This is a genomic window from Achromobacter xylosoxidans (genome assembly GCF_001457475.1).
Classification (GTDB): Bacteria; Pseudomonadota; Gammaproteobacteria; order Burkholderiales; family Burkholderiaceae_B; genus Achromobacter; species Achromobacter xylosoxidans.
In genome coordinates, this window is the sequence record NZ_LN831029.1 from 2,478,503 (window position 1) to 2,494,996 (window position 16,494).

Consider the following 16,494-nt stretch of genomic DNA (forward strand, 5'->3'; position numbering starts at 1 on the left):
CTGTCTCCGGTGCGTCAGACCTTGACGATCTTGACCGCGCACTTCTTGAAGTCGGTCTGGAACGAGATCGGGTCGGTGGCGTCCAGCGTGACCTTGTTGATCAGCTGGCCGGCATCGAACCACGGCACGAACACCAGGCCGCGCGGCGGCTTGTCGCGCCCGCGCGTTTCCAGCCGGGTGCGCATCTTGCCGCGCCGCGAGATGATCTCGACCTCGACCCCGCGCCGCAGGCCCATGGCCTGCGCGTCGTCCGGGTGCATGAAACAGACCGCGTTGGGAAAGGCCCGGTACAGCTCGGGCACCCGCCGCGTCATCGAGCCGGAGTGCCAGTGTTCCAGCACCCGTCCGGTCGACAGCCAGAACGGATACTCCTTGTCCGGCGATTCGGGGGGCGGCTCGTAGGGCAGGGCATAGATGATGGCGCGGCCGTCCGGGTTGCCGTAGAACTCGAAGCCGGCGCCCGGCTTGACGTACGGATCGCTGCCCTCGCGGTAGCGCCACAGCGTTTCCTTGCCCTTGACCACCGGCCAGCGCAATCCGCGCACCTCGTGGTAGGTGTCGAAGGGCGCCAGGTCGTGGCCGTGGCCGCGGCCGAATTCGGCATATTCCTCGAATAGCCCCTTCTGCGCATAGAAGCCGAAGGCATCGGCCTCCTGGTTGGCGTAGTCCTTGTCGCGCTCGGTGTTGGGATAGCGGTTGACCTTGCCGTTGGCGAACAGCACGTCGAACAGGGTCTTGTCGCGGTATTCGGGTTTCTTGGCCAGCAGGTCGGCCGGCCAGACTTCCTCGACCTTGAAGCGCTTGGAAAACTCCATCAGCTGCCACAGGTCGGAACGCGCCTGGCCCGGCGCGTTGACCAACTGGTGCCAGAACTGCGTGCGGCGCTCGGCGTTGCCGTAGGCGCCTTCCTTCTCCACCCACATGGCGGCCGGCAGGATCAGGTCGGCCGAGATGGTGGTGACGGTCGGGTAGGCGTCGGACACGACAATGAAGTTGTCCGGATTGCGGTAGCCCGGCAGCCCCTCGTTCATCAGGTTGGCGGCCGCCTGCATGTTGTTGTTGACCATCACCCAGTAGGCGTTGATCTTGCCGTCTTTCAGCATGCGGTTCTGCAGCACCGCGTGCGCCCCGACCTTCTCCGGGATGGTGCCGGCCGGCAACTGCCAGATTTCCTCGGCGTGGGCGCGGTGCTTGGGATTGGTCACCACCAGGTCGGCCGGCAGCCGATGCGAGAACGTGCCAACCTCGCGCGCCGTGCCACAGGCCGAGGGCTGGCCGGTCAGCGAGAACGGGCTGTTGCCCGGCGTCGAGATCTTGCCGGTCAGCAGGTGGATGTTGTAGACCATGTTGTTGGCCCACACCCCGCGCGTGTGCTGGTTAAAGCCCATGGTCCAGAACGACGTCACCCGCAGCTTGGGGTCGGCGTACATTTCGGCCAGGTCCTGCAGCGACTTCTTCGGCACGCCCGTCAGCTTGGCGGTGTAGTCCAGGTCGTAGCGCGACACGAACTTGGCGAACTCGTCGAACGTCATCGGCTTGGAGCCGCCCGCGTCGTTGGCGTTCTTGGCCGCCTTCTGCAGCGGATGGTCGGGCCGCAGCCCGTAGCCGATATCGGTATTGCCCTCGCGGAACACCGTGTGCTTGTCGACGAACTCGCGGTTCACGCGCTTGGTCTGGATGATGTGGTTGGCGATGTAGTTCAGGATCGCCAGGTCGGTCTGCGGCGTGAAGGTCAGCGTCAGGTCGGCCAGCTCGTAGGAGCGGTGCTCGAAGGTCGACAGCACCGCCACCTTGGTCTTGGGCGCCGACAGCCGCCGGTCGGTGACGCGGGTCCACAGGATCGGATGCATCTCCGCCATGTTCGAGCCCCACAGGACGAACACGTCGGCGTTCTCGATATCGTCATAACAGCCCATCGGCTCGTCGGCGCCGAAGGTCCGCATGAACCCCACCGCCGCCGACGCCATGCAGTGGCGCGCGTTCGGGTCCAGGTTGTTGGAGCGGAACCCCGCCTTCATCAGCTTGAGCGCGGCATAGCCTTCCCACACCGTCCACTGGCCCGAGCCGAACATGCCGACGCCCTCCGGCCCCTTGTCCTTGAGCACGCGCTTGAACTGCTCGGCCATCACGTCGAAGGCCTGGTCCCACGACACCGGCGCGAACTCGCCATCCTTGGCGTACTTGCCGTCCTTCATGCGCAGCAGCGGCTGCGTCAGCCGGTCGTTGCCGTACATGATCTTGGACAGGAAATAGCCCTTGACGCAGTTCAGCCCCTTGTTGACCTCGGCATTGAAGTCGCCATGCGTGGCCACCACCTGGTTGTCCTTGACCGCGACGTTCACGCCGCAACCGGTCCCGCAGAACCTACAGGGCGCCTTGGACCACTTGAGCTTGGCCGCCTCCGACTCGGTCACGATGTTCTGCGTGTAGCCCACCACCGGAATCCCCGCCACCGTGGCGGCCGCGGCGGCGGCGGACTGCTTGATGAAATCCCTACGGGCCATTGCCATCGTCGATCTCCTCGTTCATCGCGGCCAGCGTGTCGGCGTGCTGGTACACCAGCGCCGACGCCAGCACGCCATCCAGTCGCTGGATCTGCGAGATCCGCGCCATCATGTCGTCAGTGGAGGGGGCTTCCAGCGTCACCACCAGCTTGCCCGTCTCGGACGCGCCATGGATCTCGGCGCCCGCGATCGCGAGCACCGCAAGGCGCACCTCGTCCAGCCGCCGCGGCGTGGCATGCACGACCAGGCTGGCGATATGCAATTCGGGGGAAGCCGGCGCGGCGGCCGGGGAAGGATGCGCGGACATGGGGTCGGTTCCGTCGGTACGCATCAGCTGCCCGGCGGACCGGCAAACAACTGATAGAACCAAACCATGAAACCGTAGCCCGCGACGATGATCACCGTAAGAACGGGGGCCATGACCGCCGTCAGGAACAGAAAACTTCGCAGTTCCTGCGGCTTAGTGTAGCCATCAGACTCGTTTGACACACACCACCTCACCAGACAGTCGGGGTATTGCGTTTAACGTGCGGATGTCGAAGTTTTTAGCAGATGCGTTTCAGACGCGTCAATGTTGCACCACAGCGCAATAATTCGCGGTGGCATTATGTGCTGATATATATAACGAGAGGAACAGCGCACTCCCCACTCATCCCCACTCAATAAGCGACTGAACGCGAACCCAGCCCCCGGGACCCGCGACCGCGAACGGATCGCGTATGTCCATGCAGGCCGCGCAGGGCGGCCCAAGCAAGATGTCCATGGCCAGCAATCAAATACAGGCCGTATCAATCAACCGCTAACCAATCGCCCCATAGATCCGCCGCGCCTCGGCGGCATCCGCCACCGGCCGCCCCAAAGCAATCGCCCCTTCCACCGCCTGCCGCACCAACTCGCCATTTCCCGAAGCCACCGAACCATCCCGCAGCTTCAGATTATTCTCGAACCCCACTCGCATATGCCCCCCGAACGCCGCTGCCGTCGTCACGCAGGCATTCTCCTGCGCCCCGAACGCGCACACCGCCCACGGCAGCGAATGATCGTAGGCCGCCAGGAACGGCAGCAGGTCATAGGCCGACGACGTCTGTCCCACGCTGTAGCGCCCCAGCACGAACAGCACCGACCACGCGCCCGGCGGCACCAGCCCCCGCGCGCGCAGCGACAGCCAGCGCCGCACATCGCCCTCGTCGTACAGAATGATCTGCGTCATGATGCGCCGCTCTGCCACCCAGGCCAGGAACGCCGCCAGCTCGTCTTCCGGAATCTCCGGCACGGCGATCTCGCGCAGGCCGATCGACACCGCTTCCGGCTGCAGCTCGCGCACCAGGGCCATCTGCTCGGCCGCCTTGTACACGCCGGCCGCCTCGCTCGTCACCTGCACCAGCAGCTCGTCGCCGACCGCGCGGCGCACCGCCGCCAGCGCATCGCGGTAGGCCTGCGCGTCCAGCAGATGGCTGCCGTCCGGCTTGCGCACGTGCATGTGCATCATTGCCGCGCCCGCGTCCAGGCAGGCGCGGGCTTCCTGGGCCAGGGCCTCGGCCGTCAGCGGCACCGCCGGATGGTCGGCGGCCTTCTTGTAGGCGCCGTTGGGCGCCACCGTCACGATGACGGGCGACTCGGCCAGGGCGGGGCGGGGGAACTGGACGGCGCTCACGGCTGGATCTCCGGCAGTTCCGGCGCGATCAGGTCCAGGCCCGCGCGCAGCAGCCGGTCATAGCGCGCGCGCTCGGCGGCGATGGTCTCCGGCGTCCAGGCATAGAAACCTTCGCCCGCCTTCATGCCGTGGCGGCCGTCGGCGGCGCGCTCGGTCAGGCAGCGCGCCGGATGGTCGTCATTGCAGAACGTCGGGTACATGGTCGCGCCCGCCGCCGCGTGCACGTCGATGCCGGCGTGGTCGCGCTGCATCACCGGCCCGGCCGCCAGGAAGCGGAAACCGAAACCGAAGCGCACCGCCGCGTCCACGTCCTCGGGCGAGGCGATGCCGCGGTCGATCAGGTTGAAGGCCTCGCGCGACAGCGCGTGCTGCAGGCGGTTGGCCAGGAAACCCGGCAGGTCCTGCCGCACCTTCACCGGCACGCTGCCGCAGCGGCGCATGAAGGCGATCAGCGCGTCGGCGCGGGCCTCGTCGCTGGTCTCGGCCATCACCACCTCGACCAGCGGCACCAGGTGCGCCGGCATGAAGAAGTGCAGGCCCAGCATGCGCTCGCGCGTGGCCAGCCCCTGGCCGATGGCGCTGATCGGGAAACTGGAACTGTTGCTCGCCAGGATGGCGTCGGGCCGCGCGCGGCGCACCAGCTCGGCGAACAGCGCCTGCTTGATGTCCAGCCGTTCCGGCACGCACTCGATCACCAGATCGACGCTGGCCCAGTCCACCTGGTCCAGGCTGGCGGCCGTGGCCAGTTGCGCCACCTGGGCCTCGCGGCCGATGGTCTTGAGATTGTCGGCCACCCGCGCCGGCAATGCGGCCGCGCGCGCCGCGTCCGGCTCGATCACCGTCGTGCGGCAGGCGGCGCGCGTCAGCACCACCGCCACGTCGGCGCCCATGGTGCCGCCGCCCACCACCACCGCATGCGCCGCGCCCGGATTGGGCAGGGCCTTCGCGTCCGTCTGCATGGTTTGCTCCTTGTTCTGAACCCGCTGTTGCATCTCTCGTCTGTGCCCGCGCTTGTGTCGGCGCGCATGACTGTATTGGGCGCCGAGTGTAGAGAAGCTTGTTTGATTGATGAATCAGATTTTTTGGATAGAATGATCGACAATTCGGATCAATGAGCCAGGCGCAGGACGGCATGCAAATCAATCTTTCGATGCGCGACATCGACACCACCCTGGTGCTGGGCCGCACCCTCAACTTCCGCCAGGCGGCGGCGCAGTTGCACCTGTCGCAGTCGGCCCTGTCCACGCAGATCCAGCGCATCGAGGAGGCGCTGGGCGTGCGGCTGTTCGACCGCACCACCCGCACCGTGCGGCTGACGGCGGCGGGCGAGGTCTTCATGCAGCAGGCCGCCGCCCTGCAGGTAGCCTTCCGCGACGCCATTGCCGCGGTCAGCGGCATCGCCAGCGCCGAGCACGGCCAGGTGTCGGTGGCGGCGCTGCCGTCGCTGGCCGCGCGCCTGTTGCCGCGGGTGTTGATGGCCTACCGCCAGGCGCATCCGCAGGTGGCGCTGAAGGTGCGCGACACGCTGTCGGGGCCGGCCTTCGACCTGGTGCGCGCCGGCGACGTGGACTTCGCGCTGACCGCCGCCGATCCGCAGCACGCCGACCTGCATTACCAGCCGCTGATGTCCGACAGCTTCCTGCTGCTGATCCCCGAGGCGCATCCGCTGGCGCGATCCAGGGGGCCGCTGCGCTGGGCCGACACGGCCGGCGCGGCGCACGTGTCGATGGTGCATCCGAGCAGCGTGCGCCAGTACACCGAATGGGCCTTCCTGCAGAATCGCATCCGCTTCACGCCGGCCTTCGAGGCCGAACACCTGACCACCATCGTGGCGATGGTGGAGTGCGGTTTCGGGGTGGCGGCATTACCGGAAATCGCGGCCGGCGCGGTGGCGCAGAACGGCATCGTGCAGCGGCCGCTGATCGGCCCGGTGGCCGAACGCTCGATCGGGCTGGTGACGGCGCGCAACCGCAGCCTGCCGCCGGCGGCCGCGGCGCTGGTGGCGATGCTGCGGCAGTATCTGGCTGAAGAGGCGCGGTGAGGTCGCGGCGGGTATGGTGTCAGGCGCCGCGGCGCGCCTGTTCCGACGCCAGGTAGGCGTCGCGCGAGGGCAGCAGGTGCTCGCGGCACAGCGTCATCAGCGCGGCGCGGTCGCCGTCGCGCAGGGCGTGGATCATGGCCCAGTGTTCCTGGCGGGCGCGTTCGCGGTAATTGGCGGCCGCCAGCGAACCGAAGCGGATCGGATGGGTGCGGCGCGCGTATTCCTCGATGGCCTGGCCCAGCACCGCGTTGTCGAGCAGGCTGAACAACTCGCGGTGAAAACGCTGGTTGCTGCGGAACACGCGGCGCGCGTCGCCATCGGCCACGGCCGCGTCGTGCTCGCGCTGCACCGCGATCAACGCCGCCAGCCGCGCCGGCGGCACCGGCAGCGGCATCAGGCTGGCGGCATGCACTTCCAGCACTTCGCGCAGCGCGTACAGCTCCATCACCTCGCGCGCCGAGAAAGCCCGCACCACCGCGCCGACGTTGCGCTTGCGCTCGACCACGCCCAGCAGCTCCAGCTCCACCAGCACCTGGCGCACCGCGTGGCGCTTCATGTCGAAGCGCGCCATCAGCTCGTCCTCGGTCAGCCGCTCGCGCGGATGCAGCCGGCCGAAGACGATGTCTTCCTCCAGCGCGGCGACCGCCGCCGCCAGGGCGTCGGGCGCTTGGGGTTCGAGGGTGGCGGGGCTGATGGCGTTCATGGGCAAGGGGGAAAGGCGTTATTGCTTGGGCACGGTGTCGCGGGTGGCGCCGGCCCGCAGGAAGTCGAAGTCCACGCCCTGGTCGGCCTGCGTCACGGTCTGCAGGAACAGCTTGCGGTAGCCGCGCTCGGCCGCCGGACGCTCGACCGGGCCGGCCGCCATGCGGCGCGCCAGCTCGGCATCCTCGACCAGCAGGGCGATTTCGCGCCGCGCCACCGACAGGCGGATCCGGTCGCCATTTTGCACGTAGGCGAGCGGTCCGCCAATCGCGGCCTCCGGGGTGACGTGCAGCACGATGGTGCCGGCCGCCGTGCCGCTCATGCGGCCGTCGGAAATCCGCACCATGTCCTTGACGCCGGTGCGCGCCAGCTTCTTGGGGATCGGCATGTAGCCGGCCTCGGGCATGCCGGGCGCGCCGGTGGGGCCGATGCGCTTGAGCACCAGCACGTCGTCGGCGGTCACGTCCAGCGCCTCGTCGTCGATGCGGCGGGCCATGTCCTCGGCGTCCTCGAACACCACCGCGCGGCCTTCGTGCTCCATCAGCTTGGGATTGGCGGCCGACTGCTTGATGATGGCGCCGCCGGGCGCCAGGTTGCCGCGCAGCACGGCCAGGCCGCCCACCGGATAGATGGGCGCGGCGACGCTGCGGATCACGTCCTGCTTGAACGGCGCGGGGGCGTCGTCCAGTTCCTCGCCCAGGGTGCGGCCCGAGACGGTCAGCGCGTCCAGGTGCAGCAGCGGGCGCAGTTCGCGCAGCAGCGCCAGCATGCCGCCGGCGTGGTGGAAGTCTTCCATGTAGTGCTGGCCGGAGGGCTTGAGGTCCACCAGCACGGGCGTCTCGCGGCTCATGCGGTCGAGCCCGGCCAGGTCGATATTGATGCCCAGGCGGCCGGCGATGGCGGTCAGGTGCACGATGCCGTTGGTCGAGCCGCCGATGGCCAGCAGCACGCGCAGCGCGTTCTCGATGGACTTGCCGGTGATGATGCGGTCGGGCGTCAGGCGCGCGGCCGCCATGGCGACGGCGGTGGCGCCGGTGCGCTCGGCCACGCGCACGCGGTCGGCGGTGACGGCCGGGGCGGACGCGCCGCCGGACACCATCATGCCCATGGCCTCGGTCAGGCAGGCCATGGTGCTGGCGGTGCCCATCACCGAACAGGTGCCGACGCTGGCCACCAACTGGTTGTTGACGTCGGCGATCTCGGGCGCGTCGATCTCCTCGGCGCGGTAGCGGCCCCAGTAGCGGCGGCAGTCGGTGCAGGCGCCGACGCGTTCGCCGCGGTGCGAGCCGGTCAGCATCGAGCCGGTCACCAGCTGGATCGCGGGCACGCCGGCGGACGAGGCGCCCATCAACTGCGCCGGCACCGTCTTGTCGCAACCGCCGATCAGCACCACCGCGTCCATCGGCTGCGCGCGGATCATTTCCTCGGTGTCCATCGACATCAGGTTGCGCAGGTACATGCTGGTGGGCTGCGAGAAGCTCTCGTGCACCGAGATGGTGGGGAAGTCCATCGGCAGGCCGCCGGCCAGCATCACGCCGCGCTTGACCGCCTCGATCAGTTGCGGCGCGTTGCCGTGGCAGGGGTTGTAGCTGCTGCCGGTGTTGACGATGCCGATGATGGGACGCGCCAGCGCGTCGTCGGACAGGCCGGCGCCCTTGATGAAGGCCTTGCGCAGGAACAGCGAAAAGCCGGTGTCGCCGTAGTTGGTGAGCCCGCGCGCCACGCCGGTGCTGCGCGCGCCGTCGCTGTCGAAGGGGCCCTGGGCGGGCTTGCCGCCCTTGGTGTCGTCCGTCATTTTGCTTCCCGATAATATTATTGATAATACAGGGCGAAGATCATATACAGCCTGGGAAACGCCCGGCAAGCGCTTTTGCGATAAATATTTATTGATCTCCAAATAAGATCAGTCGATAGAAAAATTCTGATTCATCAATCAAGATTGGCCTCCTACACTGGCGCGGTTGACGAGCCGGGCGTCCGTTCCATTCCTATACCCATCCCGGCAGGAGACCTACATGTCAGACCTGCGTCTGCGGCCCCGCCGCGCCTTGCTGCTTTCCCTGTTGGCCTTGTGTACCGGCGCCGCGGCGCCCGCCGTGGCCGCCGACGCCTATCCCGACAAGCCCATCCGCCTGATCGTGCCGTACCCGCCCGGGGGCGCCACCGACGTGATCGGCCGCGTGCTGGCGCAGGAACTGACCGGCGCGCTGGGCCAGTCGGTGATCGTCGAAAACCGCGCCGGCGCCGCCGGCAACATCGGCGCCGACCAGGTCGCCAAGGCCCAGCCCGACGGCTATACGCTACTGATGGGCGCGCTAACCAGCCATTCGATCAACGCGGCGCTGTACCGCGGCCGCGTCACCTACGACGTGGAAAAGAGCTTCGCGCCGGTGTCCATCGTCGGCACCGTGCCGCTGGTGTTCGTGGTCAACCCCTCGGTGCAGGCCAATGACCTGAAGCAGTTGATCGCGCTGGCCAAGTCGCGCCCGGGCTACGTCACCATGGCGTCGGCCGGCAACGGTTCGCCGCAGCATCTGGCCGGCGAGATGTTCAAGCGCACCGCCGGCGTGGACATCCTGCATGTGCCCTACAAGGGCAGCGGCCCGGCCATGACCGACCTGATGGGCGGCCAGGTGCTCAGCATGATCGAGACCGTGCCGGCCTCGCAGGCCAGCATCAAGGCCGGCAAGCTGCGCGCGCTGGCGGTGACTTCGGCGCAACGCGTCGAGGCGCTGCCGGACGTGCCGACCGCGGCCGAAGCCGGCCTGCCGGGCTTCGAGGTCAGCTCCATGTTCGGCATCGTCGCGCCGGCCGGCACGCCGGCGCCGGTGATCGACCGCCTGAACGGCGAGCTCAAGAAGATCCTGGCCAAGCCGGCGGTCAAGGCTTCGCTGCTGAACCAGGGCGCCATTGCCGAATGGACCAGCCCGGCCGATGCCGGCGCGCGCGTGTCGGCCGAGGTGGCGCGCTGGACCAAGGTCATCGACGAGGCCGGGGTCAAGCCCGAGTAAGGCCTTGCAGGCGGGGGACGCGGCGGCACCGGCGCGTCCCTCGCGTTGCTTCATTTGCGCCACATGCGGGAAATGGTCACAAATTTCCGGCGTTATTGTTTGCATGGTGGATGCCGGGTTGCGCAACGGTCGTGAAGTTGGCTTTCCTCCCGTGAATCGTCCATAGCGCCAAGGGCGATGATGACGCTACAGTTGCCTGGGACGATGAAATAATCCGCAATACAGCCCAAACGCTGTTCGCACGGGTGGTTGACCCCGAACTGGCTAGGCCGTATGTTTCTCGCAGGCCTTCCTAGGACGGCGGGGGACACCAATGACTGAGACTCAGGACGAAAAATCGATCCTGTACCTGCATTTCGGTACGCCGAGCCCCTATTGGAGGCTGGCGGCGGACAGCGACGCGATCGAACTATCCGCGGTCAAGGGCGCCACCAACATCGCGATGGCGCTCAAGCCCGAGCAGGCGCAGGCCATCCGCGCCCTGACCGGCATCACCGCCAGCCTGCGCATCGACATCGTCCTGTACGGCGATCCGATACAGCTGCGGCTGGTCGGCCGCAAGATCAATCCCAACGAATGGGCCGGCACGGCCTCGGCGCACAGCGACACGGACTCGGTGGCGCGCGACCTGGTCGAAGGCCTGTCGTTCGCCGAGACGGTGGTGTCCGAGGCCAACTCGGTCATCGTCATCGTCGACCAGCACGGGCGCGTGCAGCGCTTCAACAAGGTCAGCGAGGAATACACCGGCAAGCGCGAGCAGGACATCGTCGGGCGCAGCGTGTTCGACATGTTCATGACGCGCGAGGAGGCCGCCGCCTCGCGCCGCAACATCGCCGAGTTCTACAAGCGCGGGCAGTCCTATGAGGTCGAGCGCCTGATCAACACGGTCAAGGGCCCGCGCCTGTTCCTGTTCCGCAACAAGTTCGTCACCAGCGGCAGCGGCGAAAAGCGCGTCTACCTGATCTGCTCGGGCACCGACATCACCGAGGAACGCCAGGCGCAGGAGCGCTTGCGGGTGCTGGCCAACACCGACGTGCTGACCAACCTGCCCAACCGACACGCCATCACCACGCGCCTGAAGACGGCGCTGGCCGAAGGCGAGGGCGCGCGCGGCGGCGTGCTGTTCCTGGACCTGGACAACTTCAAGCGCATCAACGACCACTACGGCCACGGCTTCGGCGACCGCCTGCTCAAGTCGGTGTCGGTGGCCATTTCCAGCTGCCTGGCGCCCGGCCAGACGCTGGCGCGGCTGGGCGGCGACGAATTCCTGGTGCTGCAGGAACACGCCGAGGCGTGGCAGCTGGAGGCCACCGCCGGCCGCATCATCGAACGCCTGCGCGAGCCGTTCCGCCAGGAATTGATCGAGGTCTACACCAGCTGCTCCATCGGCATCGCCATGTATCCCGAGCATGGCGACGACCTGGACAGCGTGGTGCGTAGCGCCGATATCGCCATGTACGTGGCCAAGGAGGCCGGGCGCCACACCTATCGGGTGTTCCAGCCCGAAATGGACCGCCGCAACGCCGACTACGTCTGGCTCGACACCAACCTGCGCAAGGCCCTGGCCGAAGGCCACCTGATGCTGTACTACCAGCCCAAGCTGGCCGGGCGCGGCGGCGAGGTCGACGGGGTCGAGGCGCTGCTGCGCTGGCGTTCGCCCGAACGCGGCATGATCTGCCCCAGCGTCTTCATTCCCTACGCGGAAGAGTCCGGCCTGATCTCGCAGCTGGGCGTGTGGGTGATGCGCGAGGCCGCGCGCCAGGCCGCGGCATGGAAGCGCGACGGGCTGGACCTGCGTGTCGCGATCAACATGTCGGCGCGGCAGCTGGACGACAAGGGCGTGGTCAGTGAATTCATGCGGGCGGTCGGCGACGCCGGCCTGGCCCCCTGCCTGCTGGACATCGAGCTGACCGAGAGCTGCCTGATCGAGGACGAAGTCGCGGCGATCGAGCTGATGAAGCAGTTCCGCCAGCTGGGCGCGCGCGTCCACCTGGACGACTTCGGCACCGGCTATTCGTCGCTGTCGCAGCTGGCCCGCATTCCGCTGGACGCGATCAAGCTGGACGCCAGCTTCGTGCGCGGCGTCAACGAGAACCCGGTGTCGCAGGCGCTGGCGCGGGCCATCGTGGCGGTGGCCCGCACGCTCGAACTCCAGGTGATCGCCGAGGGCGTCGAGACCCAGGAGGAAACCGCCTTCCTGGACACGCTGGGGGTGGACGCCAAGCAGGGCTACCTGTACGCCAAGCCCATGCCGGCGGCCGAACTGACCACTTGGCTGGCGCAGCGGCGCCGGCTGCATCTGATCGCCTGACGCGGCCGGCGCGCGCCGGCCTCAATGCATGGTCGCGTCGATCAGGCCATCGGGACCCGCGGGCGAGCGCCGGTTCTGCGCCATCACCAGCCGTTCCATGTAGGCGCGGTCCTTCGGATCGATCGAGAAGGCGGCGTCGACCCAGTCCTCGGTGATATCCATCAGTTCCGAGCGCGTCAGCTGCAGCACCCGCTGGCGCGCCCGCAGCATGGCGCGCATGCCGTTCAGCTTGGGCCGCATCACGTCGATGAAGGTGCGGGTGGCCTTGTAGGCGTCGCCCGGCTCGAACAGCACGTCCACCAGGCCGCGCGCCTGGAACCATTCGGCGGTGTGCGATTCGCCGCTGCCGATCAATTCCTCGGCCAGCTTCATGCCCGAGCGCCGCGCCACCAGCGAATAGCCGCCCATGCCCGGGAACAGGTTGAAGGCCATTTCGGGAAAGCCCATGCGGGCGTTGTTCTGCGCCAGCACGAAGTGGTGCGCCAGCGCCGCCTCGAAGCCGCCGCCCAGCGCCGTGCCTTCGATCATGGCCAGCGACACCGCGCCGGTGTCGAAGCCGCGGGTGGCCGCATGCACGCAATCGACGCAGGCGCGGGCGTAGGCGCGCAGCGCCTCGCGGCGGCCGGTGCGGATGGCTTCGGCGAAGAAGTTGAGGTCGCCGCCGACGTTGTAGATCTGCGGCACCAGCGAGCCCGTGACCCAGAAGTCGATGGGCAGGCCGGAGTCCTTGGCGGCGCGCGCCAGGGTCATGATTTCGTCGATCAGTTCATGGTTAAAGCAGGGGCGCGGCTGGGCGCGCAGCATCATCCACATGACACGTCGTCCTTCCTCATAGAACGCGGAGACTTGCTTCAAATTGCCTGCGGCGGTAAAGGGATGGCAGTCCGGATGAATGAGTTGATTCATTTGCTTTCGTCCAATCGATCAAGGTGAGTCGGAGTACTGCCGGGCCAGCCTAATACAGGTGTCGCCCCGTCCCTCTCATGCAAACCTCGTCCGGCCGGCTAGAGTTTTCCGTAGTGCAAACATCGGAGTGATTGTTTGGAAAACATTGCGTCCGGGGCCGCGATGTCATGCGGCTGGATGACCCGAGACTCGTCGGCATGGATGAGGACCGTCGCAGATTCGCGAGCGTTGCAAGGCGCGCGCACGACGCCGTCGGCTCATGCGAATGGAGGGCAGGGGATGGCGTGGCGCGACCGGCGAGGTGCTGGCGCGCGGGTGTCGTTGCGACACCGCAACAGCCAAAGCAAGGGTTTTGTAAATGATAAGATTCTCATTTACAAATAAGTTTCATTATCGATATGATCGCGGCTCGATGAATCTTACAGATAGCTTGCGATGCCCGTTTTTCCTGTACCGCGCCGCCTCACGCTTGGGGCCGCGCTGGCCTTGATGGTCCCCGTTGCCACGCTCCACGCCGAACCCGCGCAGCTTCCCGCCATCAGTGTCGAAGGCGCCAACGCCGACGATCCGCGGGTGCCCGAAGTCACCACCGCCACCCGCACCCAGACCGCCGCGCGCTACGTGCCGCAGGCCATCGACAGCGTCAAGGTCGAGAACCTGCGGAACTACGGCATCAATACGCTGGGCGAAGCCTTGTCCGGCATCCCCAACGTCAGCAACGCCTCCGACACCCGTTTCGATTCGCTGCGCATCCGCGGCTTCGACGCCAGCAACGATTTCTACCTGGACGGCATCCGCGACGACAGCCAGTACGTGCGCGACCTGCACAACATCGAGCGGATCGAGGTGCTCAAGGGCCCGGCGGCGGTGCTGTATGGCCGCGGCAGCCAGGGCGGCATCGTCAACCGCGTCAGCAAGGCGCCGCAGCCCGGGCGCGAATCGACGCTCGAGGCCGTGGCCGGCAGCTGGGACCTGCGCAGCTTCTACGGCGACCTGAGCGCCGACCCCGGCCAGGACGTCAGCGTGCGCCTGAACATCGGCCAGGAAGACAGCAACAGCTTCCGCCACAAGATCGGCGGCACTCGCCAACTGGTGGCGCCGTCGCTGAACTGGCGCATCACGCCCGACCTGGACTGGCTGGTGCAGTACGAGTACAGCCGCTACGACCGCACCCCAGACCGCGGCATCCCCAGCGTCAACGGCCGGCCGGCCGACGTCGGCCGCTCGATCGTCTACGGCGACCCCGACCGCGACTACATCGACGACCGCGCGCAATCGTTCCGCTCGCGGCTGGCCTACAGCGTGGCGCCGGGCTGGCAACTGCGCTACACGCTGGGCGTGTTCGCGCTGGACAGCAAGTTCGACAATACCTACCTGACCGGCTACAGCGCCGCCACCGGCAAGGTCAGCCGCACCCGCTGGCAACAGGACCTGACCACGCGCAGCATCAACAACAACCTTGAAGCCGAGGGCCTGTTCCACACGGGAAGCGTCGAGCATCGGGTTTTGTTCGGCGTGGAAGTGGCGAACCAGGACCGCACGCCCGATCTCTACACCACGCTGGCGCGGGGACCGGGCGCGCAACCGGTGCCGGCGCTGGACCTGTACGATCCGGACCTGTCGCGGCAGCACGACGGCGCCATGACGCTCAGCAGTTCGGCCCGCCACAAGACCCGCAGCCAGGGCTACTACGTGCAGGACCAGATCAAGCTGGACGACGCCTGGCAGGTGTTGCTGGGCCTGCGCATGGACCGCTTCAGCGTCGATTCGACCAATCGCATGCTCGACCTCTCGGCCCGCCGCGACAGCCGTGGCGTGAGCCCGCGCGCCGGGGTGGTGTGGACGCCGCTGCGCGACCATTCCTTCTACGCCTCGTACAGCAAGACCTTCTCGCCCGTGGGCGGCAGCCTGATCGGCATCACGCCGAACGCGCGCGGCAACACCAACGACGTCGACCCCGAACACACGCGCCAATACGAAGTGGGCGTCAAGAGCGATTGGCTCGACGGGCAGTTGAGCACCACGCTCGCGCTGTACCAGTTGGAACTCTACAACCGTCGCACCACCGATCCGGTCGATCCGACCCTCGTGCTGCTGACCGGCAAGCAGCGCTCGCGCGGCATCGAGCTCACGGCCGCCGGACGGCTCGCGGGCAACTGGTACCTGCGCGGCGGCATCGGCCTGCAGAACGCCGCCATCGTTCAGGACAACAACGGCCTGGCCGGCAACCGCGTCAGCAACGTGGCGCGGCGCAACGGCAGCGTATTCCTGACCTACAAGCCGGCCGAGGGCCTGTACGGCGAAACCGGCCTGACCTTTGTCGGCCAGCGCTACGCCGACAACGCCAACACCGCGGTATTGCCCGGCTACGCCACCTGGGACGCGCTGGTCGGCTACCGCGTCGGCCAGTGGGACTGGCGCCTGGCGGTGCGCAACATCACCGACAAGACCTACTACGTCTCGGCCACCAGCGCCGGCCAGATCCGCGTGGGCGAGCCGCGCACGGTGATCGCCACGGCGCAGTATCGGTTCTGACGGGTAGCCAACATCCCGGCAGGACGGACGGGCGCTTTGGCGCCCGTTTTTTTGTTGCGAGAAGGCATGAGTGGGGGAGGAAAAGATCACGCACCGTCCAGCAGGAACCAGGGGAGTGTCCTATCTTGTTGGCGAACTGACTGCGCTGACTTGACTGAAATTCGTCTATGGACGAATATCGTATGTACCGAATCGAACACTACCTCACCCCTGGAAAACTCAAGGATTCCTATGCCACCTGGCTACGCGGCCTGCGCGGCATGCGCGACAAGGTGGCGGTCATCCGCCGTGTGGCGCGTCTGGCATCGGGGAATTTCGGCGATCACCGGTTCTGCCGCGAGGGCGTGTGGGAATTACGTATCGATACGGGGCCGGGCCTGCGTGTCTACTACGCGCTGTCCGGTGAACGGCTGGTGTTGTTGCTGGCCGGAGGCAGCAAGCGCAGGCAGGATGCCGACATCCACCGCGCGGTGGAATATTGGCATGACTGGCAACGGAGAACGGATGATGAGAAGCAAGCCCCATGATGAAGCAATGGTCGAGGTCTATCGCAGCGACCCCGCCCTTGCGCTGGAGACGATCAACAGCATCCTGGCCGATGGCGACCAGGGCGAATTGCTGGTGGTGCTGCGCCAGATGACCCAGGCGTTCGGCGGCATGCAGGCCGTGGCGGAGCAGGCGCGGCTGAATCCGACGCAGCTCTACCGCACGCTGTCGCCCAAGGGCAACCCATCGCTGGCCAGCCTGCTGGCGATTCTCAAGGCGATGGGCCTGCGGCTGGCCGTGATGCCGCTGGCCAACGCGGCGGCCCCGGTCCGGATGGGCTGAGG

At 67.3% G+C, this 16,494-nt stretch carries 14 protein-coding genes; 6 read left to right on the forward strand and 8 right to left on the reverse strand.

Annotated features, from left to right (window positions below; all coding sequences use genetic code 11):
• Positions 1 to 14 precede the first annotated feature (14 nt).
• The 5 genes from napA to AT699_RS11215 all read right to left on the reverse strand — a co-directional run bounded on the left by napA (position 15) and on the right by AT699_RS11215 (position 5,117).
• On the reverse strand, positions 15 to 2,510 hold the full coding sequence (gene napA / locus AT699_RS11195) for a periplasmic nitrate reductase subunit alpha (RefSeq protein ID WP_024068527.1): 2,496 nt from the start codon (positions 2,508 to 2,510) through the stop codon (positions 15 to 17).
• Complete coding sequence (locus tag AT699_RS11200) at positions 2,494 to 2,811, reverse strand: chaperone NapD (protein ID WP_006384992.1); 318 nt, start codon at positions 2,809 to 2,811, stop codon at positions 2,494 to 2,496. The genes napA and AT699_RS11200 overlap by 17 nt, the downstream gene beginning before the upstream one ends.
• Before the next feature lie 23 nt (positions 2,812 to 2,834).
• On the reverse strand, positions 2,835 to 2,993 hold the full coding sequence (napE, locus tag AT699_RS11205; RefSeq protein ID WP_006384993.1) for a periplasmic nitrate reductase, NapE protein: 159 nt from the start codon (positions 2,991 to 2,993) through the stop codon (positions 2,835 to 2,837).
• A gap of 310 nt (positions 2,994 to 3,303) precedes the next feature.
• Positions 3,304 to 4,158 carry a beta-keto acid cleavage family enzyme gene (locus tag AT699_RS11210; RefSeq protein WP_006384994.1) on the reverse strand — a complete coding sequence of 285 codons (855 nt, stop codon included), beginning with the start codon at positions 4,156 to 4,158 and terminating at the stop codon, positions 3,304 to 3,306.
• The gene (locus AT699_RS11215) at positions 4,155 to 5,117 is read right to left on the reverse strand and encodes a 3-hydroxyacyl-CoA dehydrogenase family protein (RefSeq protein ID WP_006384995.1); all 963 of its coding nucleotides are present in this window, start codon (positions 5,115 to 5,117) and stop codon (positions 4,155 to 4,157) included. Before AT699_RS11215 ends, AT699_RS11210 begins: the two co-directional genes overlap by 4 nt.
• A 173-nt stretch (positions 5,118 to 5,290) precedes the next feature.
• Between AT699_RS11215 and AT699_RS11220 the strand changes: the two genes are divergently transcribed.
• The gene (locus tag AT699_RS11220) at positions 5,291 to 6,199 is read left to right on the forward strand and encodes a LysR family transcriptional regulator (protein WP_054518204.1); all 909 of its coding nucleotides are present in this window, start codon (positions 5,291 to 5,293) and stop codon (positions 6,197 to 6,199) included.
• A 19-nt stretch (positions 6,200 to 6,218) separates the two neighbouring features.
• Here the strand turns inward: AT699_RS11220 and AT699_RS11225 are convergent, their stop codons facing one another.
• Positions 6,219 to 6,902 carry a GntR family transcriptional regulator gene (locus AT699_RS11225; protein ID WP_024068529.1) on the reverse strand — a complete coding sequence of 228 codons (684 nt, stop codon included), beginning with the start codon at positions 6,900 to 6,902 and terminating at the stop codon, positions 6,219 to 6,221.
• 18 nt (positions 6,903 to 6,920) lie between these two features.
• A complete protein-coding gene (locus tag AT699_RS11230; RefSeq protein ID WP_058207292.1) occupies positions 6,921 to 8,696 on the reverse strand; it encodes an IlvD/Edd family dehydratase in 1,776 nt (591 codons plus the stop codon).
• 220 nt (positions 8,697 to 8,916) lie between these two features.
• Here AT699_RS11230 and AT699_RS11235 point away from each other — a divergent pair, with 220 nt between their 5' ends.
• Entirely contained in the window at positions 8,917 to 9,912 is a 996-nt protein-coding gene (locus AT699_RS11235; RefSeq protein WP_006384379.1) for a tripartite tricarboxylate transporter substrate binding protein, read from the forward strand.
• A 313-nt stretch (positions 9,913 to 10,225) separates the two neighbouring features.
• Positions 10,226 to 12,223, forward strand: coding sequence for a cyclic di-GMP phosphodiesterase (gene pdeR, locus AT699_RS11240; protein WP_020927192.1), 1,998 nt, complete (start codon positions 10,226 to 10,228; stop codon positions 12,221 to 12,223).
• Positions 12,224 to 12,244: 21 nt separating this feature from the next.
• On the opposite strand, the gene AT699_RS11245 is transcribed toward pdeR, so the two are convergent.
• Entirely contained in the window at positions 12,245 to 13,129 is an 885-nt protein-coding gene (locus AT699_RS11245; protein ID WP_006384377.1) for a crotonase/enoyl-CoA hydratase family protein, read from the reverse strand.
• A 435-nt stretch (positions 13,130 to 13,564) separates the two neighbouring features.
• Between AT699_RS11245 and AT699_RS11250 the strand changes: the two genes are divergently transcribed.
• The 3 genes from AT699_RS11250 to AT699_RS11260 all read left to right on the forward strand — a co-directional run bounded on the left by AT699_RS11250 (position 13,565) and on the right by AT699_RS11260 (position 16,492).
• Positions 13,565 to 15,664, forward strand: coding sequence for a TonB-dependent receptor (locus AT699_RS11250; protein ID WP_053500670.1), 2,100 nt, complete (start codon positions 13,565 to 13,567; stop codon positions 15,662 to 15,664).
• A gap of 182 nt (positions 15,665 to 15,846) precedes the next feature.
• Positions 15,847 to 16,191, forward strand: a complete 345-nt coding sequence (locus AT699_RS11255; RefSeq protein WP_024068534.1) for a type II toxin-antitoxin system RelE/ParE family toxin — start codon at positions 15,847 to 15,849, stop codon at positions 16,189 to 16,191.
• Positions 16,172 to 16,492 carry a helix-turn-helix domain-containing transcriptional regulator gene (locus tag AT699_RS11260; RefSeq protein ID WP_024068535.1) on the forward strand — a complete coding sequence of 107 codons (321 nt, stop codon included), beginning with the start codon at positions 16,172 to 16,174 and terminating at the stop codon, positions 16,490 to 16,492. Before AT699_RS11255 ends, AT699_RS11260 begins: the two co-directional genes overlap by 20 nt.
• The last annotated feature ends 2 nt before the right edge of the window (positions 16,493 to 16,494 follow it).